This window comes from Phytohabitans houttuyneae, from assembly GCF_011764425.1.
GTDB lineage: Bacteria > Actinomycetota > Actinomycetes > Mycobacteriales > Micromonosporaceae > Phytohabitans > Phytohabitans houttuyneae.
In genome coordinates this window covers 153,244-178,246 of sequence record NZ_BLPF01000005.1, presented here as the reverse complement: position 1 = coordinate 178,246, position 25,003 = coordinate 153,244, and the positions used below count along the sequence as shown (strand labels likewise).

Genomic DNA, 25,003 nt, shown 5'->3' with positions numbered 1-25,003 from the left:
CACTGGGCCCATGCAGACGGTTCTCGCCGCTCAAGGTGACACCTGGGGGATCCCCGGGCCGACCTTCCTGGCGCTCTTCGCCACCGCCGCCGGCATCCTGGTGATCGCCGCCCTGATCCACCGGGCCGTGCTCTTCGCCGGCCACCACACTCCCGTCGACCGGCTCGGCCCCCAGCAGGTCGCCTACCTCAACGGCGGCGACAAGCTCGCGGTCTACTCCTCGCTCGCCGGCCTCCGCGGCGCGGGCGCTATCGAGATGGGACCCGGCCGCACGCTCATGACGTCGGGCCCGATGCCGGCCGGCGCAACCCCGCTCGACCAGGCCGTGTACAACGCCGCCGCCAAGCGCGTGCCGGCCCGCGACGTGAGCGGCCACCAGTGGGTGGCGATGGCGCTGTCCACGCTCCGCGAGGACCTGGAGCGGCAAGGGCTCGCACCGAGCGAGGGCGCCCGCGCCGCGGCGCGCACCGTGCCCTTCCTGATGGTGATGCTGATCGGCGTCGGCGCGACGCGGCTGTTCGCCGGCATCTCGGCCGGCAAGCCGGTGGGCTTCCTCGTCGTGCTGCTCCTGATCCTGGCAGTGGTCACGTTGGTCCTCTTCCGCACGACCCCCACCCGCACCCGCGCGGCCCGGCGGGCGCTCGACGATCTGCGCCGCCACTACGCGCACCTGTCCCCCTCGATGGGTCCCGCCTGGGCCACCTACGGCGCGGCCGGGCTAGCGCTCGGCGTCGGCCTGTACGGTGCGGCGTCGCTCTGGCAGGCGGACGCCGCCTTCGCCGAGGAGGCCGAGATCCAGCGCCAGTACGCGTCGACCTCCGGCAGCGGCGGCTACTACGGCGGTTCCGGCGACTCCGGCAGCAGCTCCGACTCCGGCAGCGGGGGCGGCGACAGCGGGGGCGGCGGTGGTTGTGGCGGCGGGTGCGGTGGAGGCTGCGGCGGATGACCGCCCCCGGCGGCTCGTACGGCGTCGGCATCGGGTGGCGGCCGGAGATCGCGGGCTTCGTGGCCGCGCTGCCCGGCCTCCGCTTCACCGAGGTGATCGCCGAGTCGGTGCCGGCCTCCGGGCCGGTGCCGGCTCACCTCACCGCACTCCGTGACGCCGGCGCCGCGGTCATTCCGCACGGCGTGCGGCTCTCGCTGGGCGGGGCCGAGCCCGTCGAACCCGCCCGCGTCGCACACCTGGCAGCGGCGGCGCGGCGGCTGGACGCGCCGCTGGTGAGCGAGCACATCGCGTTTGTCAGGGCCGGCGGGCTCGAGGCGGGCCACCTGCTCCCCCTCCCGCGCAGCCGCGAGGCGGTCGACGCCGTCGTCGCGAACGTCGCCCGCACCCAGGCCGAGCTACCCGTGCCCCTCGCCCTCGAACCGATCGCCGCCATCTTCGACTGGCCCGACGACGAGCTGGACGAGGCCGCGTTCCTCACCGAGATCCTCGACCGCACCGGCGCGCTGCTGCTGCTCGACATCGCCAACGTCTACGCCAACGCCCGCAACCGCGGCGCCGAGCCCACCGACCTGCTCGACCGGCTGCCGCTGGAGCGCGTCGCGTACGTGCATGTGGCCGGCGGCGCCGAACACGACGGCATCTACCACGACACCCACACCGACGCGGTGCCGAGCGAGGTGCTCGACCTGGTCGGCGAGCTGTGCGCGCGGCACCGGCCGCCGGCTCTGATGCTCGAACGGGACGGCCACTACCCACCCGCCGCCACCCTGCGCGCCGAGCTCGACGCGATCGCCGCCGCCTCCGGCTATCCAGCCGTGACATGAGCACGCTCGCCGAACGCCAGGCCGCCCTCGTCGCCGCGCTCGTGGCCGGCGCGCCGGTCCCGGACGGCTTCGACCCCCGCCTGATCGACACCGCGCGGCGGGCGTTGCTGCGCAAGCGTTCCGGCGACGTGGCGCGGCAGTGGCCACTGCTCGCGGCGTCGTTCGGCCCGCGCTGGCCGGAGGTCTTCGCCGAGTGGGCTGACGGCCGCCCCGCGGAAGGCTCCTTCCAGGACGGCCTCACCCTGGCCCGCTCGCTGCCGCTGACCGGCGCCGCCGCCGGCGAGCTCGCCGACCGCGAACGCGACCTGCGCCCACGCTCCCGCCTGGCCCGGCTCTTCCGCCGCTGACCCCGCGCTCCCCCGGCCGTGTGCTCTCCCGGGCCGTGCTCTCCCCGGGCGTGTAGCGCTCCCCGGGCCGCGCTCTCCCCCGGCCGTGCGCTCTCCCGGCCGGTGCGCTCTCCCGGGCCGCGCGCTCTCCCACCGGCCGTGGCGAGCCGAGCGGCGCGGGTGGTGGCAGGATCGGCGTCATGGATCTCGGACTTGGCGGACGTGTCTATCTCCTCACCGGTGCCTCCCGCGGTCTCGGATACGCCACAGCCGAATGCCTCGTCGCCGAGGGCGCCAGCGTCGTCGTCTCCTCCCGCTCGCCGGAGGGCGTGACGGCAGCCGCCGAGCGCCTCGGCGCCAAGGACCGGGCGATCGGCGTGGCAGCAGACCTCGGCGACCCGCTGGCAGCCGAGCGGCTGGTGGCGGCGGCACGCGAACGGTTCGGGCGGCTCGACGGCGCGCTCATCTCCGTAGGCGGCCCGCCGCGCGGCACCGTCGCCGCCCTGGAGGACGCGCAGTGGCGCGAGTCGTTCGAGACGGTGTTCCTCGGCTCGGTACGCCTGGCGCGCACCGTCGCCAACGCGGTGGGCGAGGGCGCCGCGATCGGCCTCGTACTGTCCACATCGGTGCGCAGCCCCCTCGCCGGGCTCGGCCTCTCCAACGGCCTGCGCCCGGGGCTCGCCGGCGTGGCCAAGGACATGTCCGACGAGTACGGCCCGCGCGGCATCCGCGTCTTCAGCCTCCTGCCCGGCCGCATCCTCACCGACCGCAACCGCGAGCTCTTCGAGGCGACCGGCGACCCCGAACGCGCCCAGCGGGACGCGGAAGCGACCATCCCGATGGGCCGGCTGGGCGAGCCGGCCGAGTTCGGGCGCGTGGCCGCCTTCCTGCTCTCGCCGGCCGCCAGCTACGTCACCGGCACGTCGATCCCCGTCGACGGCGGCGCGGTCCGCGCCCTGTGACCAGCCCGCTCTCTGCGCCCGGCCCGCTCTCTGCGTCCGGCCCGCGCGGCGGCGCGGTGGGTGCGCCGGCCAAGCCGACCAAGGACCAGCTCGCCGCCGCCGCAGACCGCACGATCCCGGACGTCATCGCGCCCGGGCTGGCCGTGCTTTTCAGCGGCATCAACCCCGGCCTGTACTCCGCCGCCACCGGCCACCACTTCGCCCGCCCCGGCAACCGCTTCTGGCCGGCCCTGCACCGCTCCGGCTTCACCCCGCGGCAACTGCGCCCGGACGAGCAGGAGGACCTGCTCGCGTACGGCCTCGGCATCACGAACATCGCCCCCCGCGCCACCGCCCGCGCCGACGAGCTGACCACCGCCGAACTCCAGGCCGGGGCCACCCAGCTCGCCGCCAAGGTCCGCCGCCAACGCCCCCGCTGGCTCGCGGTGGTGGGCGTGACCGCCTACCGGACCGCCTTCCAACGCCCGAAGGCGACGTTTGGCGCACAGGTGGAGACGATCGGCACGACCCGCCTGTGGGTGCTGCCCAACCCGAGCGGCCTCAACGCCCACTACACGCCGGACTCGCTGGCCGCCGAGTTCGCCAAGCTCCGCGAGGCGGCGAGCGCGTAGGCGCTGTTTCCGCTTTCGGCCCGCGAATTTTCCCGCGCCCGCGTCACCTGCGGACCGCACGCTCCCGCGGGCACCGCTCCGGCCGGCGGCTCGCCAGGGCTCGCCGACTTCCCCGGCCTCCGCTGCCGGCTCCGCGCGACAAGCCCACGCCGCGCCGGCCAGTTGGTTGGTGCGCGCACCGCTACCGTCGCCGGGCCCGCGAGGTGCGGTAGTGGTTACGCACCGCGAACGGCCACTGACGCGCAGGCCGGGGCGCCGGAGAGCGTCGGTCGCGGAGGGCGCCGACGCGCAGTTGCGGCACCTGACAACGCCGCCCGGAGAAGTGTGGCGAGTCGCATGAGTCCGCCGCCGCCAGACGCAGGGGGCGGGCGCGGACAAAATGGATCCGCGACAGGGCTGGCCGCAGGCCCCGGGGTGAGCTGGGCCAAACGCGGAGGGTTAGGCCGCGGGAGCAACGGTCCGGACCACGACGGGCGTCGCGGTAGCTCGAATGCTTGTCTGGAGGGTCACGGCGCCGCGGGTGCTCGGGCCGTGCGGCGCGGGTCAGGGGTGGGTCACGACTCGGTGGCGTAGTCGCGGGGTGGCACGGTGACCGGCTCGGGGTGGTCGGGATCGGCGTACGGCGTTGGGGAGTCGGCCACGGCGAACTGCGTGCGGTACAGCTCGGCGTAAAGGCCGCCCACCGCGACGAGCTCGTCGTGGCGGCCGCGCTCGACGATTTTGCCCTCGTCGAGCACCAGGATCTGGTCGGCGTCGCGGACCGTGGAGAGGCGGTGGGCGATGACCAGCGCGGTGCGGCCGGCCAGGGCGACCGACAGGGCGCGCTGCACGGCTGCCTCGGACTCGGAGTCGAGGTGGGCGGTGGCCTCGTCGAGGATGACGATCGAGGGGGCCTTGAGCAGCAGGCGGGCGATCGCGATGCGCTGCTTTTCGCCGCCGGAGAAGCGGTAGCCGCGCTCGCCGACCATCGTCTCCAGGCCGTCGGGCAGCGTCTGCACCAGGTCGGCGACCTGGGCGCCGCGCAGGGCGGACCACAGCTCGTCGTCGGTGGCGTCGGGCTTGGCGTATCGCAGGTTTTCCGCGATGGTCTCGTGGAAGAGGTGCGAGTCCTGGGTGACCACGCCGATCGTGTCGCGCAGTGACTCCAGCGTGGCGTCGCGGACGTCGACACCGCCGACGAGCACTTGGCCGTCGGTCACGTCGTACACCCGGGAGACGAGCATCGACGTCGTGCTCTTGCCGGCGCCGGAGGGGCCGACGAGCGCGACCATCTGGCCCGGCTCGACGGCGAACGAGACGCCCCGCAGCACCGGCTCGGACACCGTGCGGTCGAGCGTCACCACGTCTTCCAGCGACGCGAGCGAGACCTCGGCGGCCGACGGGTAGCGGAACCGCACGTCGCGGAACTCCAGCCGCCCCGCGCCGGCCGGGATCGCGACCGCGTCGGGCTTTTCGGCGATCGAGGGCTTGAGGTCGAGGATCTCGAAGACGCGGTCGAACGAGACCAGCGCGCTCATCACGTCGACCCGCACGTTGGAGAGGGCGGTCAGCGGCCCGTACAGGCGGGTGAGCAGCAGCGCGAGCGTGACGACGGTGCCTGCACTGACCGTGCCGTTGACCGCGAGCCAGCCGCCAAGGCCGTATGTGAGGGCCTGGGCCAGCGAGGCGACCAGCAGCATCGAGACGAAGAAGGTGCGCGAGTACATCGCGGACTGGATGCCGATGTCGCGCACCCGCTCGGCCCGATCGCCGAACCGCCGCGCCTCGGCGTCGGGCTGCCCGAAGAGCTTGACGAGCAACGCGCCGGCGACGCCGAAGCGCTCGGTCATCGTGGCGTTCATCTTCGCGTCGAGGTCGTAGCTCTCCTTGGTGATCTCGGCGAGGCGCTTGCCCACCCGCCGCGCCGGGATGATGAAGAGCGGCAGCATCACCAGCGAGAGCGCGGTGATCTGCCACGACAGCGTGAACATGACGACGGCGGTGAGCACGAGCTGGATCACGTTGCTCACGACGCTGGAGAGCGTGGACGTGAACGCCCGCTGCGCGCCCATCACGTCGTTGTTGAGGCGGCTGACCAGCGCGCCGGTCTGCGTGCGGGTGAAGAACTGGAGCGGCATCCGCTGCACGTGGTCGTACACCTGGGTGCGCAGGTCGAGGATGATGCCCTCGCCTATGCGTGCCGAATACCACCTTTGGGCGAGGGAGAGCAGCGCGTCGATCACGGCGAGGCCGGCGATGAAGAAGGCCAGCCGCACCACCGTGCCCGAGGCGTCCGGGTGGCTGCCGGTGATCGCGTTGATCACCTCGCCGGCGAGGACCGGCGTGGCCACCCCGATGCCCGCGGAGAGCACGACGGTGACCAGGAACACGATGATCTCGGCGCGGTAGGGCCGCGCGAACGCCACGATGCGCTTTCCGGTGCCGCGGGCAAGTCGGTGGCCGGCCACCTTGTCGCGGGCGCGGATCGCCCGCAAGGTCTCCCAACCCCCCATGCCGCCGTACGACACGCGCGTCACCTCCGCGTCAGTCCTGGGACAAGTCTCCATCCCCGGTATGACAGAACTCGCCAGGTAAGCGAGCTGTTCCCGGGGACTCCTTACTCACCCAGTCCCGCGAGGTCGCGGATGCGGCGGACCTGCGCCTCGCGCTCGGCCAGGTCCTGCTCGCCGTACGTGCGGTCGGCGGCGCCGGCGAGCAGCGCCTTGACCTCCACGACGGCGTTGCGCGGCGCGGCCAGCACGGCGGCGGCGAGGTCGCGCGCCGCTCCGTCGAGGTCGGCGCGCGGGACGACGAGGTTGGCGATGCCGGTCCGCTCGGCCTCCGCGGCGCCCATCCGGCGCCCGGTGGCGCAGATCTCCAGAGCGCGTCCGTACCCGACGAGCTCCAGCAGGCGTTTGGTGCCGCCGAGATCGGGTACCAGCCCGAGCGTGACCTCGGCCATGGAGAGTTGTGCGTCGTCGGCGAGTACGCGCAGATCACACGCCAAGGCGAGCTGGAATCCGGCGCCGATCGCATGACCCTGGACGGCGGCGATGCTAACGATGTCAGGGCGTCTCAACCACGTGAATCCCATTTGAAAGGCGTGAATGCGATCCACGCTTTCCTCAGGGGTGAGGCGGGCCAACTCCGTGAAAGAATTCGTCCCTTCACCACTCACTAGTGAAAGGTCCAACCCCGCGGAGAAGGCCCGTCCCTCGGCCTTCACGATTACGACCCGCACATCACCGGGCAGGTCGCGGGAGAAGCGCGACAACGCCGTCCACATCGCCGGCGTTTGCGCGTTGAGCACGTCGGGCCGGCACAACGTCACAGTTGCGACCGGCCCGGCGCATTCCAGCCGAACGCCGCTGTCGTCGGTCATCGGGGGGTTTCCGACAGCGGCAGGGTGCCGAACAGGCGAAAGGCTCTCACGCCTTCTTGCGGCGACGCGCACCGCCGCGCTGGCGGAGCTGCACGCCCGACTCGGTCAGGACCCGGTGCACGAACCCGTACGAACGGCCGGTGGAGGCCGCCAGAGCACGAATGCTCTCGCCGGACGTATACCGCTTGACCAGGTCTTTAGCGAGCGTCTGCCGCTCGGCCCCGACGATCCGGCGACCCTTCTCAGTGCTGGTGGCTGTGCCGGTGGCTGCCATGTCGATTCCTCACGTCCCAGACTGTGCGGTTTCTTTGCGGTCCTGTCTATTAGACCGCCTCGAACGATCATGCGCTAGATATCAACCCTTCGCCAAGCGACACGCACACCTTGTCGCCTACCCGATACCGTAGGGCGCCGTGATGAGCGAAGCGCGGGTGACGCGGTGGGACCTGTTCGTGTGGCTGGCACTTGCCGCCGCCGGACTCGCGTTCACCTGGCTGGCGGTTCGGTTCGCGTCTCCACTCGGGACCGATGCCGCGCCTTTCCTCGGCACGTACAGGTCTAACGTCAGACCGGCGTCACTGCTCGCACCAGCGGTCGCCGCCATCGTGTTCACTGTCGCCGCCCGAGGTTGGTGGGACCGCGCATCGTGGCCAATCGTGCTGCTCACTGGCTATCTGGCGGGCCTAATGTGGACCGTCGCATTGGCCGTTGTCAACGGTGTTCACGGCTTGTTCGGTCCAGCGAATCACCCCGGAGAGCCGCCCGGACCCGCTCTGGTGCTGCGCTGGATCCACCGCGCCGGCGTCACCGACCCCCTCGCCGTGGGCCTGCTGCTGACCGCCGTCGGCGCGCTCCTGGTGCCGCTCGTCCTGGTCGCGGTGCGCAACGGCTGCGGCGACCTGGAAGCCCGCCGCTACTTGCCCGTGGTGGTGCTCGCTCCGTACGCCATATGGGTCGCCGCCAGCCTCGACGCCCTGGTCGCGGTGCTGGTGGCGGCCATGGTGGCGGCCGGCGCGTGGGCCAGCGACCACCGCCGAACCGGCCCGAAGGCGGGTGCCGGCGCACTCACCGCCGGGCTGCTGCTGGGGGTGGCGGCGATGTTCTCGTTCGCTGTCGCTTGGATGGGCTTTTCTCTGGTTTGTCTTTATTTTGCGAGACGGCGGGCAGCGCTCAACTTCGTCACCGGCCTCGGCGCACTCGTCCCCGTGGCAATCGCGCAACTGCTCGGCTTCCGCTGGGTCGACGGCCTGCTGGCCGCCCAGCACGAGCGGCCGGTCATCTGGTGGGGCGTGCTCAGCCTGGCGGTGCTGGTGCTGGCCGCCGGCCCGGCGCTCGTGGCCAGCCTGCGCAAGATGCGCAACACCCCCGGCTGGCCTTTCCTGGTCGGCGCCGGCGCGGCCGTACTGTCCACTGTGCTCGCCGGGCTCGCCCGCGGTGGCGTCGAGCACGCGTGGCTGACGTTCTTTCCGTGGCTGACGGTCGCCGCCACGGCCCCGGAACGCCAGGCCGGACCCCCGGTGCCGAGCCCACTGCTGCTGGTCGCTGTGGGAGCCGGGGCGGCTGTTGTGCTTCGGGCGGTGCTTCAGTGAGGCGGGCTTTATCTTTGATACTCGCGTCCGGCCTGCTTGGCTGATCCCGGCCTCCACGATCACCCGGTGGGGCGGCGCCCGCCGGGGTTCCCGCTGGTGGACTGGCGTCGGGTGGGCGCGGTTGGCGCCCGCTCCGGTGGCACTCCTTGGGCCGTTGCGCGCCCGGGGATGACACGCGGTGGGGTGGCTACTCGCAGGGCAAACGCGCGCTGGGGGCACCCGCGGGGGCCGATGTGCGCCGGGGTGGCGTGCACTCGGCCGACGCGCTGGGGTGGCATCCGCAGGGTCGCGCCGCCGGGTGCCCACCGGAGGCCCGCTGGACCACGGGCGTGATCATGGCGTTCACAGCGGTGATCATGCCCTAAACGGCACAAGATGGGTGATTTGTCGCCGGAAAGCCGCGATCACCACGCGAAGCCGGGCGCGATCAGTGCCGGGGCCAGCCGGCGCGGATCGACAAGGGCGACCCGGTCAGGCCAACTCGACCAGCTCGAGCAGGTCGTCGCTCCACGCGTCTTCGTCGCCGTCCGGGAGCAGGATCGCGCGGTCGGGCTTGAGCGCCTGCACCGCGCCCGGGTCGTGGGTGACCAGCACGATCGCGCCGGGGTACCGGGCTATCGCGTCGAGGACCTGCTCGCGGCTGACCGGGTCGAGGTTGTTGGTCGGCTCGTCGAGCAGCAGCACGTTGGCGCCGGAGCAGACCAGCGTGGCCAGCGCCAGCCGGGTCTTTTCGCCGCCGGAAAGCACACCGGCCGGCTTGTCGACGTCGTCGCCGGAGAAGAGGAACGCGCCGAGGATCTTGCGGAGGTCGGTGTCCGACTGCTCGAACGCCGCGCTGCGCATGTGGTCCAGGACAGTGCGCTCCACGTCGAGCGTCTCGTGCTCCTGCGCGTAGTACCCGATCCGCAGCCCGTGCCCCGCGACCACCTCGCCGGTGTCCGGCGGCAGCAAGCCGCCGAGGATGCGCAGCAGCGTGGTCTTGCCCGCGCCGTTGAGGCCGAGGATCGCGACCCGGGAGCCGCGGTCGACGGCCACGTCGACGTCCGTGAAGATCTCCAGCGAACCGTACGACTTGGACAGACCGGTGGCGGTCAGCGGTGTGCGCCCGCAGGAGGCCGGCGTGGGGAAGCGCACCTTGGCGACCTTGTCCGAGACCCGCTCCTCCTCCAGGCCGGACAGCAGCTTTTCGGCGCGGCGTGCCATGTTTTGCGCGGCGACCGTCTTCGTGGCCTTGGCCCGCATCTTGTCGGCCTGGGCCATGAGCGCGCCGGCCTTCTTCTCCGCGTTGGCCCGCTCCCGCTTGCGCCGCCGCTCGTCGGTCTCGCGCTGCTCCAGGTACTTCTTCCAGCCCACGTTGTAGATGTCGACGACCGCGCGGTTGGCGTCCAGGTACCAAACCTTGTTGACCACGGTGTCGAGCAGCGCCACGTCGTGGCTGATCACGACGAGGCCGCCCTTGTGGGCCGCCATGTACCCGCGCAGCCACGTGATCGAGTCGGCGTCGAGGTGGTTGGTCGGCTCGTCGAGCAGCAGGATGCCGGCACCGTCCTCGCCCGCGTCGCGGAAGAGGATGCGGGCGAGCTCGATGCGCCGCCGCTGGCCGCCGGAGAGGGTGCCGATCGTCTGGGCCAGCACCCGGTCAGGCAGCCCGAGGTTGGCGCAGATGCGCGCGGCTTCGGCCTCCGCCGCGTACCCACCGAGGGAGGCGAACTGGTCCTCAAGCGCGCCGTACCGGCGGAGGGCGCGCTCGTCGTCGGCCAGTCTGCCCTCCATGGCCTTCATCTCGGCCAGGAGCGTGTCGAGGCCGCGTGCGGACAGCACGCGGTCCCGCGCGGTGACGTCGAGGTCGCCGGTGCGCGGGTCCTGCGGCAGGTAGCCGACGGCGCTGCGCCGGTCGACGGCGCCCGTGTAGGGCGTGCCCTCGCCGGCCAGCACCTTGAGGGTGGTCGTCTTGCCGGCGCCGTTGCGGCCGACCAGGCCGATCCGGTCGCCGGGCTGCACGCGGAGCGTGGCGTCGGACAGCAGGATCCGCGAGCCCGCGCGAAGCTCCAGGCCGGTGGCGGTGATCATGGTGGCAACTCGCTCTCGTGATCGAAGGCTGACTCAGGGCGCGCTAATGAGCCGGCCGGTCGTCGACCCGGTCGGCTCAGAGAGGCTCAGCCTTCGCAGAGCAGCACGGGAGCGATTCTACCCGGCCCGCAAGAGTGCCCCAACCGAGTAAGAATCAAGATCACTGGGTACCGGGTTCGGCGTGGAACTCAACGAAGATGCCCGTATCGATACCAGCCAGGTCGAGGACCGGCGCGGATCGGGCGGCGGAGGCGGACTCGGCGGCATCCCGCTGCCGAGCGGTAAGGGTGGGTGGATCGGCCTCGTCGTGGCACTTCTGGTGGCTGTCGCCGGCGGCGGCGCCGGCCTGACCCAGATCGGCGGCGGGGGCGAGGGGCAGGGCGACAACACCGCCCTGGAGCAGAAATGCACGACGGAGAACGCGCTGGACCAGCTCGACTGCCGCAACACGCTCTACGTGAACGCGGTGCAGGCGTACTGGCAGAAGGCCCTGCCGGAAAACTTCGGCAAGCCGTACCAGCAGGCCGACACCGTGCTCTTCAGCCAGGCCGTGAACACCGGCTGCGGCTCGGCTGACTCGGGCGTGGGGCCGTTCTACTGCCCCGCGGACCACCAGGTGTACATCGACCTGACCTTCTACGAGCAGCTGGCGACGCAGCTCGGCGCACCGGGCGAGTTCGCGCAGCCGTACGTGCTGGCCCACGAGTACGGCCACCACGTGCAGTCGCTGCTCGGCACCGAGGCGCAGATGCGCCGCCAGCAGCAGCGCGACCCCGACAACGCCAACCAGCTGTCGGTGATGCTGGAGCTGCAGGCGGACTGCTACGCGGGTGCGGCGGCCAAGAACATGACCGGCTCGACCGACGCCGGCGGCCAGAAGATCTTCAAGAGCATCACGCAGCAGGACATCAAGGAGGGGCTGGACACCGCGGCCGCGATCGGCGACGACGCCATCCAGAAGAAGTCGGGCGGGCGGATCGACGAGTCGCAGTTCACCCACGGCACCTCGGCGCAGCGGCAGGAGTGGTTCGGCCGCGGGTACGACACCGGGGATCCGAAGTCCTGCGACACGTTCGGTAACGCGCTGTAACTCCAACTGAATGACCCTTTTGAGGCTTTTGTCGCCCTAGCATGAGGGCGTGGAGCTGAACGATGACGCGAACCTCGATCCCAGCCAGGTCGAGGACATGCGTGGCTCGCGCGGCGGAGGCGGCCGGTTCCGCCTCCCCGGCGGGCGCGGTGGAAGCGGCGGCGGCGGGCTTGGCGGCGGTGGCCTCGGCGGCTCCGGCGTCAAGCTCCCCGCCGGCAAGGCCGGGATCGCGATCGTGCTCGTCGTGCTGCTGTGCCTGTGCGGGTTCGGCTGTCTCGGGCAGGGCGGCCTGGGCAGTCTCGGCAGTCTCGGCAGCCTCGGCGGCCTCACCGGCACCGAGGCGGACACCGCCAGCAGCGCCCCGCTCGACGAGACCTGCTCGCGCCAGAACACCAACCGGTTCGACGACCCGGCCTGCGTCAACCTCGCCTTCGTCAACTCCATCCAGGCCTACTGGCAGCGCGGCCTCCCGGAAAACTTCGGCCGGCCGTACCAGACGGCCACCACGCGGTACTTCTCCGGCGCGGTCAGCACCGGCTGCGGCTCCGCCGACGCGGGGGTGGGCCCGTTCTACTGCCCGGCGGACAACCACGTCTACATCGACCTGAGCTTCTACGACGAGCTGGCCACCCGGTTCGGGGCGCCGGGGCAGTTCGCGCAGGCGTACGTGATGGCGCACGAGTACGGCCACCACGTGCAGACGCTGCTCGGCACCGAGGCGCAGATGCGCCGCCAGCAGCAGCGCGACCCGGGCAACACCAACGCGCTGTCGGTCATGCTGGAGCTCCAGGCGGACTGCTACGCCGGCGTGTGGGCCCGCGCGGCCACGACCACGACCGATGCCGGCGGGCAGCCGCTGTTCACAAACGTCACCCAGCAGGACATCCAGCAGGCGCTGACCGCGGCGGCGGCCGTCGGCGACGACACGATCCAGCGCAAGGCCGGCGGGCGGGTCAACGAGCAGGCGTTCACCCACGGCAGCGCGCAGCAGCGGCAGCAGTGGTTCGACCAGGGGTACCGGACCGGCGACCCGAAGCGCTGCGACACGTTCGGCAACGCGCTCTGACGGTAGAGTGGTGCAATCGATTGCCATGAGCTGACGATCAACGGGGAGCGGCACACCGTCGAGGCCGACCCGGACACGTCCCTGCTCGACGTCCTCCGCGGCGACCTCGGCCTGGTGGGCAGCCGCTTCGGGTGCGGCACGGGGCTGTGCGGCGCCTGCTTCGTACTGCTGGACGGCCATCCGGCGCCGGCCTGCGATGTTCCACTGTGGTCGGCCGCGGGCAAGGCGGTGACCACTGTGGAGGGCCTGGCCGGGCACCCGCTGCTTCCGGCGTTCGTGGCGGAGCAGGCGGCCCAGTGCGGCTACTGCGTCTCCGGCGTCCTGGTCAGCGCCGCCGCCCTGCTGGCCCGCGAGCCGCACCCGGACGAGGAGGCGGTCAAGGGCGCGCTCGACCGCCACCTGTGCCGCTGCGGCGCACACGGTCGGATGGTCCGCGCGGTCCTGCGAGCGGCCGGCGCGTGACACTCCCCCGGTCGCTCGCCGCCAACCCCCGGCTCTCCGACTGGGTACGGCTCGCCGCGGACGGCACCTTCGAGATCCGCGTCGGTAAGGTCGAGCTGGGACAGGGCATCCTCACGGCGCTCGCCCAGATCGCCGCCGACGAGCTCGACGTGCCGCTCGACCGGATCCGCATGGTCCCGCCCGGCACGGCCGAAGGCCCGGACGAGGGGATCACCGCGGGCAGCCTCTCCGTCGCCGAGTCCGGCGCCGCGCTCCGGCAGGCATGCGCGGAGGTACGCGCGCTGCGTGCCGCCGGCGCCACCACGTGGGACCGCGACGCGGACGGTGTGGCGAGCCCGAAGAGCGCGGCGCAGCTGCGGGTGGTGGGTACGAGCGTGCCCAGGCTGGACCTGCCCGACAAGGTGGCCGGTCGACCCCGCTACGTGCACGACCTGCGCCTGCCCGGCCAGCTCTACGGGCGCGTGATCCGCCCGCCGTCGCCCGGCGCCCGGCTCGTGTCGGTGGACACGACCCTGCCCGGCACCGTCGTCGACGGCAGCTTCCTGGGCGTGGTGGCCGCCACGGAGGCGTCGGTCGCGCGTGCCGCCGAGGCGCTCGCTTCCACGGCCCGCTGGGCGGAGGCCGACACGCTGCCCGACGAGGACGCGCTCGCCTCGTATCTGCGCGAGGGTCCACTGGAGACGTCCACAGTGGTCGACGGCCGGGTGGGAGAGGCGGCGCACCGGGCGACGTACACCCGGCCCTTCATCGCGCACGCCTCCATCGCCCCGAGCTGTGCCGTGGCTCAGTGGGACGGCGGCACGGTGCGGGTGTGGAGCCACACGCAGGGCCCGCATCCGCTGCGCCGCGCGATCGCGCAGGCGCTCGGCCTTCCGGCGGAGCGGGTCGAGGTGCGGCATGTCGAGGGCGCCGGTGCGTACGGGCACAACGCCGCCGACGACGCCGCCTTCGACGCGGTGCTGCTCGCCCGCACGGTGCCCGGCCGCCCCGTGCAGGTGCGGTGGAGCCGGCGGGACGAGCTGACCTGGGCGCCCTTCGGCTCCGCGATGGTCGCGGACGTCGCGGCCACTGTGGACGGCGCGGGGATGGTGACCGGCTGGTCGTACGACGTGTGGAGCCAGGGCCACGTCTCCCGCCCCGGCTACGCGGGCAGCCCCGGCCTGCTCGCCGCCGCGCACCTCGCCGACCCGCATCCGCTGCCGCCGCCCGCCGACCCGCCCCTTTCGCGGGGGCCGGCATCGCTCGCAACGCGGTACCCATCTATGCCTTTCCGGAGCGCTCGATCCGCGCCCACCGCGCGCTGCGCGCCCCGCTGCGGTCCTCGTCGCTGCGCTCGCTCGGCGCGTTCCTCAACGTCTTCGCCATCGAGTCCTTCATGGACGAGCTCGCCGCCGCGGCCGGCCGTGACCCGCTCGACTTCCGCCTGGCCCACCTCACCGACCCGCGCGCCCGCGCGGTGCTGCTCGCCGCCGCCGAGCTGGGCGGGTGGGGCGGCGGCAACCGCGGGCTGGGCCTGGCCCGCTACAAGGAGCGCGGCGCGTACTGCGCGGTGGTCGCGGAGGTCGAGGCCGAGCACGACGTCCGGGTACGCCGCCTCGCCATCGCCGTCGACGTGGGCCGCGTGGTCAACCCGGACGGCGTGCGCAACCAGATCGAGGGCGGCGCGGTGCAGGCCGCGAGCTGGACGCTCAAGGAGCGGGTGAGGTTCGACCGCCGGCGGGTGACCAGCGCCGACTGGGAGAGCTACCCGATCCTGCGCTTCAGCGAGGTGCCCGGCGTCGACGTGGCACTGCTCGGGCGCCCCGACGAGCCGAGCGTCGGCGCCGGCGAGGCGGCCCAGGGACCGACGGCCGCCGCGATCGGCAACGGCCTGGCGGCCGCCCTTGGCGTACGCGTCCGCGACCTCCCCCTCACCCCCGACCGGATCGTCGCCGCCATCGACGCCTAAGCTGTCCGCCGGCCGAAAAGTCCGCCGGTCGAAACGGGGAGGCACGAATGGGCATGTGGGACCTCCGGTGCATGGTCACCGGCCTGCCGCTGACGGCGAACGACCCGGCCACGGCCGTCCTGCTGACAAGGGTCGGCGACGGCTACCGGCCGGCCGCGCTGGGGCTGCGGGGCATCTACAACTGTTACGGCACGATCGACTCGGTGGTCGAGGACGCACACGCCGGCCTGCTCTGGCGGTACGCCGTCGATCGCCTCGCGGACGGCCGTCTCGCGGTGAGCGACGACGAGCCGCTGGAGCCCACCGACGACATCGACCGCCTGCTCGAGGTGGTGGAACGCAACAGCCTCGGCTTCCTGGACGACGACCCGGCCGGCTTCGCGCCGGCCGTCACACTGGACGGCGAAACCCTCCACCACGCACTCGTCTACCAGCCCGTGTGGGACGGCCTGTCCACGCAGCTGGATGGCCCGCTCGACGACATGTTCGACCGGCTCCTGGGCCATTCCACACTCGCCCGCGAGCTCTACCGCGACCGCCTGACCGAGGTGGCCGACCTGGTCCGGCAGCTCGCCTCGGTCGACGCGTTCGTCGCCGCCCGGGGCCTGGTCTGGGCACCGCCCGGCGAGGAGCGCCAGCGCTACCCGGTTGACCTTGGCGCGCAGTTCGACGTGGCGGACCTGCGCTCCTTCGTGGACGAGGCCCGCCGCGACACCGCCGGCGTCGAAGCCCTGCGCGCGGCCGTCGAAGAGGCCGACCGCGCCGTCGGTGAGCACGAGGCCGAGGAACGCCACGCCGCCGAGCAGCCGCCCGCGGACTGGTCCGCCTTCGACCTGACCGCCACCGCGCTGGCCAACCTCGAAATCAAGCGCGCCATCGCCGTGGACGAGCACGGCAACCCGCTGTAGCGCCGACCGCTCCGGTCCCTGTCACAGTCCGTCGTCGACCTCGGCGGACTCGGGCTTGAGGTCCAGGCCGGCCGCCGCGGCCTGCTGTTCGAGCAGGACGGCGAAGTCGTCGGCGCCGCGGCCGCCGCTGATCACGCCCTGGATGATCTGCTGGGTGAGCGCCGCCACCGGCATCGGTACGCCGAGGTCCTGCGCGGCGGCCAGGCCGAGGTCGAAGTCCTTGCGCAGCAGGACCGGCGTGAAGGTCGGCGTGTAGTCGAGCTTGACCAGCGCCGGCGTCTTGTAGCGGGTGAACATCGAGCCCATCACGCTGTGGTTGAGGAAGTCCAGGAACGCGGCGCGCGACACCCCGCCCCGCTCGGCCAGCACCGTGATTTCGGCGACCGACTGGATGACGACGCCGAGCAGGAGGTTGTGGCAGAGCTTGACCAGGCGGGCGGTCTCGCCGTCGCCGACGTACGTGGTGGAACGGCCCAGCGCGGCCAGCAGCGGCTCCACGCGGTGGTAGACGGGCTCGGGGCCGGAGACGACGAGGCTCAGCCTGCCGGCGGCGACCACCTTGCCGTTGCCACTGACCGGCGCGGCGAGGAAGTCAACGCCCCGGTCCTGCGCGGCGGCGCGCACGGCGGCCGACGCCTCCGCGCTCACCGTCGAGCAGTCGACCACAGTGGACGGTGCGGCGTCGGTGCGGGCGAAGAGGTCGGTGAGCACCGCCTCCAGGTCGGTCGACGTGGACACCATCGTGAACACGACGTCACAGTCGGCAAGGTCGGTGATGTGGTCGGCGGCGCGGATGCCGTCGCCGGTCAGGGCCTCGGTCTTGGCGCGGGTGCGGTTCCAGGCGGTGACGTCGAAGCCGGCGCGGGCCAGCCGCCGAGCCATCGCCGACCCCATCCGCCCGGTGCCGATCCAGCCGACCGTCATGTGGTGGGTCATAACGGTGCGTTCCCTCTCAGTGCGGTTGTACCTTGTGCCGCCCGTTCGCAGGCCACGCCCAGCTGACTGGCCACCCAGTCAGCCGTGCGGTGGCGGTGCAGGGCGGCCACGTTCATGCAGCCGTGGTTGCCGTTGACCAGCAGCAGGAGAGTGACGGGACCGTTCGCCTCGGCGGCCAGCCGTTCGCCGTGCTGCCACGGAAACAGCCGGTCGCGCTTGCCGGTCACGACGAGCAGCGGGCAGCGGATCGCGTCGGCGTGTCCGGCGAGGGTGAGCGTGCGCGCGGCGGCGCGGGCCGCGCGGTCGTCGGCGGAGCGGGAGCGCACGCGGAACGCCTCGCGGGTCAGCGCCGGCAGGGCTTGCCAGCACTCGCCGAAGTCGTAGGGGCCGGCGAGTGCCACGCACGCGCGCACCCGAGGGTCGGCGGCGGCGATCCGGGGCGCGTAGTAGCCGCCGAGGCTCACGCCCCAGACCCCGAGCCGCTCCGCGTCGACGCCGTCCTGAGTGGACAGCGCGTCGAGGATGGCGGCGCCGGGTGCCGCCCAGTCGGCCTGGATCGGCAGGTCGTACTCGGCCTCGCCCTGCCCCGGCCCGTCGACGCTGAAGGTGCCGACACCCCGTTCGAGGAAGAGCGCCTCGGTCGACCGGAACTCCTCCTTGGCCGAGTCGAGCCCCGGCACCAGCACGACCACCGGGTGCGGCCCGGGCCGGCAGGGCAGCCGGAGCACGCCGACCAGACGTGCTCCGCCGTACGGGATCTCGACCCGCCGCCCGGGTGGGTCGAGGTGTGGCAGGGCGGCGTCGAGGCAGCGCACGGCCGCGGTGTGCGTGGCCCGCATCTGCGCCAGGTCGCGCACGAAGAGGAACTTGCCGAAGTGGTAGTAGACGGCCGCCTGCGCGTAGTGCTGCGCGGCCGAGCGGTACCGGCCCTGCGCGGTCGCCTCCAACCCGAGCGCCTCGTGCTCGGCCGCGACGCAGGACCAGCTCGCGCCCCAGTCCTCCCACCGGGCGACGGACTGCGCCACCCGCTCGAAGTCCGCGACGGCCACGCCGTTCGTGGTAAAGCGCGGCGCCCAGTTGGCGATGGCCGACGCGACGAGCTCATCCACTGGGGACACCTCCGAGGTAGAGCGTCGCGATCTCCGGGTGCCGGAGGATCTCGGCGGCGGTGCCGGCGAGCCGGACGCGGCCGCCCTCCATCACCACGCCGAGCGTCGCCATGCCCAGTCCCAGCCGCACGTTCTGCTCAACGAGCAGCACGGTGGTACCGCCCTCGTTCAGGCGCCGGACCAGCCGGGCCACCGCGGAGAGCGCCTTCGGGTCGAGCCCGAGCGACGGTTCGTCGAGGAGGATCAGCGACGGGTCGAGCATCAGGCACCGTCCGATCTCGACCATGCGCCGTTGGCCGCCGGAGAGGTTGCCGGCCGGGTCGGCGCGGCGCTCGGCGACCAGCGGGACGAGCTCTTCCACGGCCGCGTACCGCCGGCGCAGCAGCGCCCGGTCTCGGCGGATGAGGAAGCCGCCCATGAGCACGTTCTCCCGCACGCTCATCGTGGGAAGATCGCGTTGAACTGCGGCACCTGCGTGACGCCGAGGCGGAGGATCTCGTCGGCGGGAAGGCCGCCGATCGGCCGTCCGGAGAGCGTCACCGTGCCGGCGCGGGGGCGCAGCAGGCCGCTCACCACGCGCAGGACGGTGGACTTGCCGGCGCCGTTCGGACCGACGACACAGGTGATGGAGCCGACCGGGCATTCGAGGTCGACGCCCTGGAGCACGTCACCCGCGCCGTAGCCGGCGACGACGCCGTCAAGCGTAAGCATCGGCGCCCGCCTCCTCACCCAGGTACGCGTCGAGCACGAGCGGGTCGTTGCGGATCGCGGCGGGCGGCCCCTCGGCGATGGGACGGCCGCGGGAGAAGACCACGACCGGGTCGCAGAGCCCGAGCACCATCGGGATGTTGTGCTCCACGACCAGAAACGTGACGCCCTGCTCGTTGAGGCCGCGCACGATGTCGCAGATCCGGCCGACGAGGCTGGGGTTGACCCCGCCCGCGGGCTCGTCGAGGAGCACCAGCTTCGGCTCCATCATCAGCACCTGGGCGAGCTCGACGAGCTTCTGCTGCCCGTACGAGAGGGAGCCGGCGGGCTGGTCGGCGAAGCGCGCGAGCCCGACGAAGCCGAGCAGCTCGCGCGCCCGGTCGGCCTCGTGCCCGCGGACCGCGCCGGCGAGCATCGTGCGCCAGCGGGCGTCCGGGAGCGGGGCGACCACGTTCTGCAGGACGGTCATGCTCCGGAAGAGGCGGGTGACCTGGAATGTGCGGCCCAGCCCGAGGTGCCCGCGGGTCCACGGCGGCAGCCGGTCGATCCGCCGCCCGTCGAACCAGATCTCGCCGGCGTCCGCCCGCATCGCGCCCGTCACCAGGTTGAAAAGGGTGGTCTTGCCGGAGCCGTTGGGCCCGATGAGCGCGGTGACGCTCCCCCGCTGGACGGTGACGTCAGTGCCGTCGACCGCGACGAGCCCGCCAAAGCCTTTGGACACGCCCCGCACCTCGAGGATGGGCCCGGGCGGTGCCTCCGGCACGTGGACCTCCACGCGGGCCGACGCCAGCGCGCCCGACTGGTCGATGAACTCCACCGTGGACCCGCGGCGCACGCGCGCGGCGATGGCGGGGAGCAGGCCGGCCGGCAGGAAGAGGACGACGAGCACGAGCGCGACGCCGAAGAGCAGCACCCGGCTCTGCGATCCTCCACCGTAGACGGTGGCCAGCTCGCTCGCGATCTGCACGATGAACGCGCCGATCACCGGTCCCCACAGCGTGCCGCGCCCGCCGACGAGGGCGGCGAGCACGATCGTGACGCTGCCGAGGATGCCGAACGCGCCGACCGGGTTGAGGAACGTGAGGAAGTACGCGTACCCCGCGCCGGCCATGCCCACGAAGAACGTGCTGCAGCAGAAGGCGACGATCTTGTACCGGGTCGTGTCCACGCCGATCGCGGCGGCCTTGCCCTCGTCCTCCCGGATCGCCACCAGCCCGGTGCCGAACTTGGTGCGCCGGATAGCCCAGCTGAACCCGATCGCCGCGAACATCAGCAGCAGGAAGAAGTAGTAGAAGGGCACGTTCTGGAAGTCGCGCGACCAGAAGGGCAGCTCCAGCGTGATCCCGTTCGACCCGTTGGTCAGCGACGACCAGTTCGTGGCCACGACCTGCATGGCGAGCAGTAGCGCGATCGTGATGATGACGAACGCGTGCCCGCGCGCCCGCAGCACCACCGCGCCCAGCACGAGCGCACCGAGCACCGCCACGATCCCACCCAGTGGTGCGGCGAGAAACGGGTTGAGTCCGGTGTGGACGCCGACGATGCCGGCCGTGTACGAGCCAAGCCCGAGGAACGCGCTGTGCCCCAGCGAGACGTAGCCGGCGTACCCGGAGATGATGTTCCAGCTCACCGCCTGCACCGCCAGCAGGAAGGCGAGCAGCAGCACGGTCTGCTGGTACGCGTCGAACGGCCGGATCACGGGATACAGCACCAGTGCCGCCAGCGGCAGGGCCGCCCACTTCACGACGCCACGTCCTCACGCAGCCGCGCCCCGAAGATGCCCTGCTTGCGCACGAGCAGCACAGCGAGGATCACCACGTAGAAGACCAATGTGGACCAGCGCAGCGAGCCGTACGTGGCGGTGAGCGTCTCGGCCAGCCCGAGCACGAGCGCGCCGACCAGCGCGCCGGGCAGGCTGCCCAGGCCGCCGAGCACGATGATGCTGAGCAGGCGGGAGATCCAGTCGTAGTGGGAGGCGGGGAAGAACGGGTACAGCACCGACATGATGGAGCCGCCGACGCCGGTGGTCGCCGTGCCGATCGCGAACGCCAGGGCGGCCGTGGCCGTGGCGCTCACGCCGATCAGCGCGGCGCCGTCCGGGTTTTGCGCGGTGGCCCGGATCGCGCGGCCGGTCCAGGTGCGGGTGAGCACGACGTAGAGCAGCGCGAGCACGGCGACGGCGGCGAGGAAGCCGTACAGCTGGGGCTTGGGCAGCGAGACACCGCGGATCCGGTACGACTCCTCGAAGTAGCCGGGCGTCGCCGAACGGAACTTGTTGCCGGCGGTCACGTTGAGCACGCCCTCGATGGTGAGCGCGAGCCCGAACGTGAGCAGTACCGACATCGACGCCGGCGCGCCCCGGATGCGCACCACGAGTCCTCTGTAGAGCGCCCAGCCGAGGCCGAACATCAGCGGCGTCGTGACCACCGACGCGACGATCGGGTCGATGCCGGTGTGGCGCCACATCCACCAGGTGAGCATCGCGACGAGCACGAGCAGCGCGCCGTGCGCCACGTTGACGACGTGCATCACGCCGAAGATGAGCGTGAGGCCGGAGGCGAGCAGCGCGTACACGCCGCCGATCAGCACGCCCAGCGCGACCGCCTGTACCAGCTGCGTCACTGTCCCTCCAGGCTCACTGCCAGCCCGGCTTCGGGTGGATGACCGTCGTGGTGGTCGCCCGGTCCGCCGGCAGCACGATCTCGACCTTGCCGCGCTGCCACTGCGCGAGCAGGAACTGCGACTGCGGCGCGCCCGTCTCGTCCCAGTTGAGCTTGCCGAGGATCGTGTCGACGGAGTTCGCGTGCAGCCAGTCGGCGAGCGCCTTCTGGTCGATCCTGCCCACCGCCTCGACGGCCGCCTGCAGCACCTGCGCCGCCGCGAACGCGTCCGCCGCGTCCTCGGCCGGTGTCTCCCCGCCGTACGCCTTGCCGTACGCCGCGACGAAGTCCCCGTTCAGCGGTGTCTTGGCCTTCTCGTTCCAGCTGACCGTGTAGAAGACGCCCTCGGTGTTGGCCGCGCCGACGCCATCGCTGTACTGCCCGGCGTTGCTCGGCGCGGAGGTCTGGAAGAGCACCTTCGGCGAGAAGCCGAGCTGCTTGAGCGAGCGGACCAGCCCGACGCCGTCCTCGAAGACCGCGCCCTGCGCGACGAGGTCCGGCTTGCGGGCGGCCAGCGCGCTGGCGATGGTCTGGAAGTTCGTCGCGTCCGGCGGGTACACCGTGGAGTAGACGGTGCGCACGCCGAGCGCCTCGAGGCCGGCCTGGAGGGTCTCGATGACCGGGCGGGTGAAGGGGTCGTCCTGCGTGGGGTACGCCGCGGTCTTCGGCCGCTGGTCGGCGGCGAGCGACTCGACCCAGTCGAGCATCACGTCGGCCTGCTTCGGCGCGGTCGCCGGCTGGGCGTAGATCAGGTATTTGAAGCCGCGCTCGAACATGCGGGGCGCGCCGCCGGCCGGCTCGACGTAGAGCATGCCGTTCTTCTCGGCTACGGCCGAGGCCGGGTAGTTGAGCAGGGACGAGAACGTGCCGAGCAGCAGGTCGACCTTGTCCTGTGTGATCAGCCGGGTGTAGTCGGCGACCACCGTGTCCTGATTGCTGGCATCGTCGGTGATCTTGAGCTCGACCTGCCGGCCGAGCAGGCCGCCCTTTGCGTTGACCATGTTGACCCAGACCTCGTACCCCCGCTTCGCCTGGGTGCCCGGCTGGGAGAAGTCGCCGGTCAGCGGCAGCGAGATGCCGATCCTGATCGGCTTGTCCGAGTCGGCGGAGGAGGCACTGGGCCGCTCCCCGCAGCCGGCGACGGCGGTGGCGAGCGCGGCGGTCGTGAGGAGCGCGAGGCGAGACAGCAGGCCAGCCATGGGGCCCTCCTTGGCTCGGATCTCCTACCGCAATCGATTGCGATCCTCGCATCATGTGAGCCACGCCACTGCCTGTCAATAGCGCACAAGACATCGACATACAGGTGATGCAATCGGTTGCGGTAGGGTGTCGGTCGTGAGGGTCACGCTGCGGTTGGGGGTCTTCAGCCCTTCGGTGCTGCTCGGCGTGGCCGCCACCACCGGTGCCCTCGACCGGGCCGGCCTCGCCGTCGAGGAGGTGCCTGCCACCTCGTCGCCCCAGCAGTTTGCCGCGCTGGTCGCCGGTGACCTCGACGCGGTGCTGACCAGCCCGGACAACATCTTCGCCCATCCACACGCGGGCGTGCGCATCATCGCCGCCGTCGACCGCGGCCTGGGCCTGTCCCTCTTCGCCCGCCCGGGCATCCGCTCCGGCGGCGCCGACCCGGGTGCCGGCCTGCGCGGCGGCGTGCTCGCCGTCGACGTGCCGCGCTCCGGCTTCGCCTTCGTGGCGTATGCGCTGCTCGCCCGCCTCGGTCTGCACGCCGGCCTCGACTACGACGTGCGGGCGATCGGCTCCACCCCGCGCCGGGCCGCCGCGCTGGCCGCCGGCGAGTGCACGATGAGCGTGCTCAACGCGGGCAGCGACCTGCGCGCCGAGGTGGCCGGCTGCGCCCGGATCAGCCGCGCCTCCACCCTCGGGCCCTACGTCGGCTCCGTCCTCGCGGCGCTCGGCTCCACCGTGGAGCGTCGTGCGCCGGCCCTGCGCGCGCTCACCTCGGCGCTGCTCGCCACCGCCGCCGCGCTCGTCGCCGGTCGCCTGGCCCGCCCGGCCGCGGAGGTGGCCGCCGAGCGCCTCGGCCTCGACGCCGACGGTGTCTCGCGGTACCTGCGCACGCTCGTCGACCCCCGCGAGGGCCTGGTGCCCACCGGCCGGCTCGACGCCCGCTCGCTGGAGACGCTGTGCTGGCTGCGCAGCAGCCACGGTGCCGGTGGCCCGGAGCTCGACGCGCTCGCCGCACCCGGTTCCGGCCTCGTCGACGAGCGGTTCCTGAGCGGACCGTCACCGGCATGACCCGGCACACCCGGCTGCTCCAGTTCACCGCGCTCGCCAGCACGCTCGACCGGTTCGCGATGCCGCCCATGCTGCTGGCCATCTCGCGCGACCTCGACATCCCGGTGTCCGGGTGGCCAGCGCGGCTGGCGCCTACTTCTTGGCGTACGGGCTGGTCCAACCCCTCTGGGGCCTCATCAGCGCCCGCGTCGGCGTGATCCGGTCGCTGCGGCTGGCGATGCTCGTGGCGGCCGTCGCCACCGCCGGTACCACGCTGGCCGTCGACGCCACCTCGCTCGTGGCATTCCGGCTCGTCGCGGGCGGTGCCTTCAGCGCTGCCGTACCCACGGCGCTCTTCTACGCCGGCGCCACCGCCGCACCGGGGCGCCGGCACCGCGACATCACCGCCCTGATGTCCGGCGTCGCGCTCGGCACGGCCGGTGCGACGGCGGGAGCCGGTGTGCTGGCGGCCACGGTCGGCTGGCGGTCCGCCTTCCTGCTCACCGGCGCCACCGCGCTGGTCGCCTGCCTGGTGCTCGGCCGGGTGCCCGAGCTGCCGGCGCCCCGGGCCGCCGCCGACGGCCTCTTCGCGCCGCTCCGCGCCGTCCTGCGCTCCCGCCCCGCGCGCGTACTCCTGCTGCTGGCCACCGTGGAGGGTGCCCTGTTGATGGGCGCGCTCACGTTCCTGCCCGCGGCGGTCGGCGCCACCGGCAGCGGCACCGCGGTCGCGGGCGGCGTCACCGCCGCGTACGGGGTGGCCGTGCTCGTCTGCGCCCCGATCGTCGGCCGCGTCCAGCAGCGCGTGCCCGCGGCCGCCCTCATCGTGGCGGGCGCCGGCCTGGCCGCGGTCGGCTGCCTGCTCGCCGCGTTCACCACGGCACCGGTCGCCGCCGCGGTGGTGTGCCTGCTGTTCGGCGCCGCCTGGGCCTCGATGCACTCCACGTTGCAGACCTGGGCGACCGAGGTGGTGCCGGAGGCCGGGCTGGCCTCGGTCTCGCTGTTCGCCTGCGCGCTCTTCACCGGCAGCGCGCTCGGCGCGGTGGCCGGCGGCCCGCCGGTGGAGGCCGGCCGCTTCGGGCTTGTGTTCGGGGTGGCGGCGGTGCTCCTGGTCCCGCTGGGTGTGCTCGGCGCGCTCGCGCGGTCCCGGTGGCGCTCACCGGTGGCGGTGCGCTCATGACGCGCTCTTACCATTCGA

The 25,003-nt window shown here is 72.6% G+C and carries 24 protein-coding genes and 2 pseudogenes; 15 read left to right on the top strand and 11 right to left on the bottom strand.

All coding sequences use genetic code 11. From position 1 onward, the window contains the following. The first annotated feature begins 10 nt into the window (after positions 1–10). The 5 genes and pseudogenes from Phou_RS49540 (at position 11) to mug (ending at position 3,669) form a co-directional block, all read left to right on the top strand. Positions 11–946, top strand: a complete 936-nt coding sequence (locus Phou_RS49540; protein WP_173071847.1) for a TIGR04222 domain-containing membrane protein — start codon at positions 11–13, stop codon at positions 944–946. Further along, positions 943–1,770 (top strand): MbnB/TglH/ChrH family RiPP precursor modification enzyme, encoded by an 828-nt coding sequence (locus Phou_RS49535; RefSeq protein ID WP_173071845.1) that lies wholly within the window; start codon positions 943–945, stop codon positions 1,768–1,770. Before Phou_RS49540 ends, Phou_RS49535 begins: the two co-directional genes overlap by 4 nt. Next, positions 1,767–2,039: pseudogene (locus Phou_RS49530) on the top strand (SCO6045 C-terminal-like domain-containing protein); the annotation flags it as partial. The gene Phou_RS49535 and the pseudogene Phou_RS49530, both read left to right, overlap by 4 nt. A 257-nt stretch (positions 2,040–2,296) precedes the next feature. Then, positions 2,297–3,058 (top strand): SDR family oxidoreductase, encoded by a 762-nt coding sequence (locus Phou_RS49525; protein WP_173071841.1) that lies wholly within the window; start codon positions 2,297–2,299, stop codon positions 3,056–3,058. A 56-nt stretch (positions 3,059–3,114) separates the two neighbouring features. Next, a complete protein-coding gene (mug, locus tag Phou_RS49520; RefSeq protein ID WP_173072173.1) occupies positions 3,115–3,669 on the top strand; it encodes a G/U mismatch-specific DNA glycosylase in 555 nt (184 codons plus the stop codon). Positions 3,670–4,223: 554 nt separating this feature from the next. Here the strand turns inward: mug and Phou_RS49515 are convergent. The 3 genes from Phou_RS49515 to Phou_RS49505 form a co-directional block, all read right to left on the bottom strand. Further along, entirely contained in the window at positions 4,224–6,161 is a 1,938-nt protein-coding gene (locus Phou_RS49515) for an ABC transporter ATP-binding protein (RefSeq protein ID WP_173072171.1), read from the bottom strand. A 104-nt stretch (positions 6,162–6,265) separates the two neighbouring features. After that, positions 6,266–7,030, bottom strand: coding sequence for an enoyl-CoA hydratase/isomerase family protein (locus tag Phou_RS49510; protein ID WP_173071839.1), 765 nt, complete (start codon positions 7,028–7,030; stop codon positions 6,266–6,268). A 46-nt stretch (positions 7,031–7,076) separates the two neighbouring features. Then, entirely contained in the window at positions 7,077–7,304 is a 228-nt protein-coding gene (locus Phou_RS49505) for a helix-turn-helix domain-containing protein (RefSeq protein WP_085066491.1), read from the bottom strand. Positions 7,305–7,806: 502 nt separating this feature from the next. Here Phou_RS49505 and Phou_RS49500 point away from each other — a divergent pair. Beyond that, positions 7,807–8,619: a hypothetical protein gene (locus Phou_RS49500; protein ID WP_246274862.1), complete on the top strand. Its 813-nt coding sequence runs from the start codon at positions 7,807–7,809 to the stop codon at positions 8,617–8,619. A gap of 471 nt (positions 8,620–9,090) precedes the next feature. Here the strand turns inward: Phou_RS49500 and Phou_RS49495 are convergent, their stop codons facing one another. After that, positions 9,091–10,689 carry an ABC-F family ATP-binding cassette domain-containing protein gene (locus Phou_RS49495; protein ID WP_173071835.1) on the bottom strand — a complete coding sequence of 533 codons (1,599 nt, stop codon included), beginning with the start codon at positions 10,687–10,689 and terminating at the stop codon, positions 9,091–9,093. Positions 10,690–10,870: 181 nt separating this feature from the next. Between Phou_RS49495 and ypfJ (Phou_RS49490) the strand changes: the two genes are divergently transcribed. The 6 genes and pseudogenes from ypfJ (Phou_RS49490) to Phou_RS49470 all read left to right on the top strand — a co-directional run bounded on the left by ypfJ (Phou_RS49490) (position 10,871) and on the right by Phou_RS49470 (position 16,163). Continuing rightward, the gene (gene ypfJ / locus Phou_RS49490; RefSeq protein WP_173071833.1) at positions 10,871–11,779 is read left to right on the top strand and encodes a KPN_02809 family neutral zinc metallopeptidase; all 909 of its coding nucleotides are present in this window, start codon (positions 10,871–10,873) and stop codon (positions 11,777–11,779) included. A 49-nt stretch (positions 11,780–11,828) separates the two neighbouring features. Continuing rightward, the gene (ypfJ, locus tag Phou_RS49485; RefSeq protein ID WP_173071831.1) at positions 11,829–12,845 is read left to right on the top strand and encodes a KPN_02809 family neutral zinc metallopeptidase; all 1,017 of its coding nucleotides are present in this window, start codon (positions 11,829–11,831) and stop codon (positions 12,843–12,845) included. A gap of 15 nt (positions 12,846–12,860) precedes the next feature. Then, the gene (locus Phou_RS49480) at positions 12,861–13,307 is read left to right on the top strand and encodes a (2Fe-2S)-binding protein (protein WP_173072169.1); all 447 of its coding nucleotides are present in this window, start codon (positions 12,861–12,863) and stop codon (positions 13,305–13,307) included. Then, positions 13,247–14,371, top strand: a pseudogene (locus tag Phou_RS49475) (molybdopterin cofactor-binding domain-containing protein); the annotation flags it as partial. The gene Phou_RS49480 and the pseudogene Phou_RS49475, both read left to right, overlap by 61 nt. A gap of 311 nt (positions 14,372–14,682) precedes the next feature. Then, entirely contained in the window at positions 14,683–15,255 is a 573-nt protein-coding gene (locus tag Phou_RS55205) for a molybdopterin cofactor-binding domain-containing protein (protein ID WP_246274893.1), read from the top strand. 47 nt (positions 15,256–15,302) lie between these two features. Further along, positions 15,303–16,163 (top strand): hypothetical protein, encoded by an 861-nt coding sequence (locus tag Phou_RS49470; protein WP_173071829.1) that lies wholly within the window; start codon positions 15,303–15,305, stop codon positions 16,161–16,163. A gap of 21 nt (positions 16,164–16,184) precedes the next feature. On the opposite strand, the gene Phou_RS49465 is transcribed toward Phou_RS49470, so the two are convergent. The 7 genes from Phou_RS49465 to Phou_RS49440 are packed head-to-tail and all read right to left on the bottom strand — an operon-like array spanning position 16,185 to position 22,775. Beyond that, positions 16,185–17,087 (bottom strand): NAD(P)-dependent oxidoreductase, encoded by a 903-nt coding sequence (locus Phou_RS49465; protein ID WP_246274861.1) that lies wholly within the window; start codon positions 17,085–17,087, stop codon positions 16,185–16,187. 8 nt (positions 17,088–17,095) lie between these two features. After that, a complete protein-coding gene (locus Phou_RS49460; RefSeq protein ID WP_218579669.1) occupies positions 17,096–18,208 on the bottom strand; it encodes an alpha/beta hydrolase family protein in 1,113 nt (370 codons plus the stop codon). Further along, a complete protein-coding gene (locus tag Phou_RS54865; RefSeq protein ID WP_281365212.1) occupies positions 18,201–18,650 on the bottom strand; it encodes an ATP-binding cassette domain-containing protein in 450 nt (149 codons plus the stop codon). Before Phou_RS54865 ends, Phou_RS49460 begins: the two co-directional genes overlap by 8 nt. Continuing rightward, complete coding sequence (locus tag Phou_RS54860) at positions 18,647–18,919, bottom strand: ATP-binding cassette domain-containing protein (protein WP_281365211.1); 273 nt, start codon at positions 18,917–18,919, stop codon at positions 18,647–18,649. Before Phou_RS54860 ends, Phou_RS54865 begins: the two co-directional genes overlap by 4 nt. Continuing rightward, positions 18,906–20,660, bottom strand: a complete 1,755-nt coding sequence (locus Phou_RS49450) for a branched-chain amino acid ABC transporter ATP-binding protein/permease (protein WP_173071823.1) — start codon at positions 20,658–20,660, stop codon at positions 18,906–18,908. The genes Phou_RS54860 and Phou_RS49450 overlap by 14 nt, the downstream gene beginning before the upstream one ends. After that, positions 20,657–21,538, bottom strand: coding sequence for a branched-chain amino acid ABC transporter permease (locus Phou_RS49445; protein ID WP_173071821.1), 882 nt, complete (start codon positions 21,536–21,538; stop codon positions 20,657–20,659). Before Phou_RS49445 ends, Phou_RS49450 begins: the two co-directional genes overlap by 4 nt. 13 nt (positions 21,539–21,551) lie before the next feature. Continuing rightward, positions 21,552–22,775 carry an amino acid ABC transporter substrate-binding protein gene (locus Phou_RS49440; RefSeq protein WP_173071819.1) on the bottom strand — a complete coding sequence of 408 codons (1,224 nt, stop codon included), beginning with the start codon at positions 22,773–22,775 and terminating at the stop codon, positions 21,552–21,554. 136 nt (positions 22,776–22,911) lie between these two features. Here Phou_RS49440 and Phou_RS49435 point away from each other — a divergent pair, with 136 nt between their 5' ends. Genes Phou_RS49435 through Phou_RS49430 form a run of 3 tightly spaced genes read left to right on the top strand, consistent with a single transcriptional unit; the run spans position 22,912 to position 24,985 of the window. Continuing rightward, positions 22,912–23,829, top strand: a complete 918-nt coding sequence (locus tag Phou_RS49435) for an ABC transporter substrate-binding protein (protein WP_173071817.1) — start codon at positions 22,912–22,914, stop codon at positions 23,827–23,829. Further along, a complete protein-coding gene (locus tag Phou_RS51975; RefSeq protein ID WP_218579668.1) occupies positions 23,826–24,026 on the top strand; it encodes a hypothetical protein in 201 nt (66 codons plus the stop codon). The genes Phou_RS49435 and Phou_RS51975 overlap by 4 nt, the downstream gene beginning before the upstream one ends. Further along, positions 23,942–24,985, top strand: coding sequence for an MFS transporter (locus Phou_RS49430; protein WP_218579667.1), 1,044 nt, complete (start codon positions 23,942–23,944; stop codon positions 24,983–24,985). The genes Phou_RS51975 and Phou_RS49430 overlap by 85 nt, the downstream gene beginning before the upstream one ends. Positions 24,986–25,003: the final 18 nt, after the last annotated feature.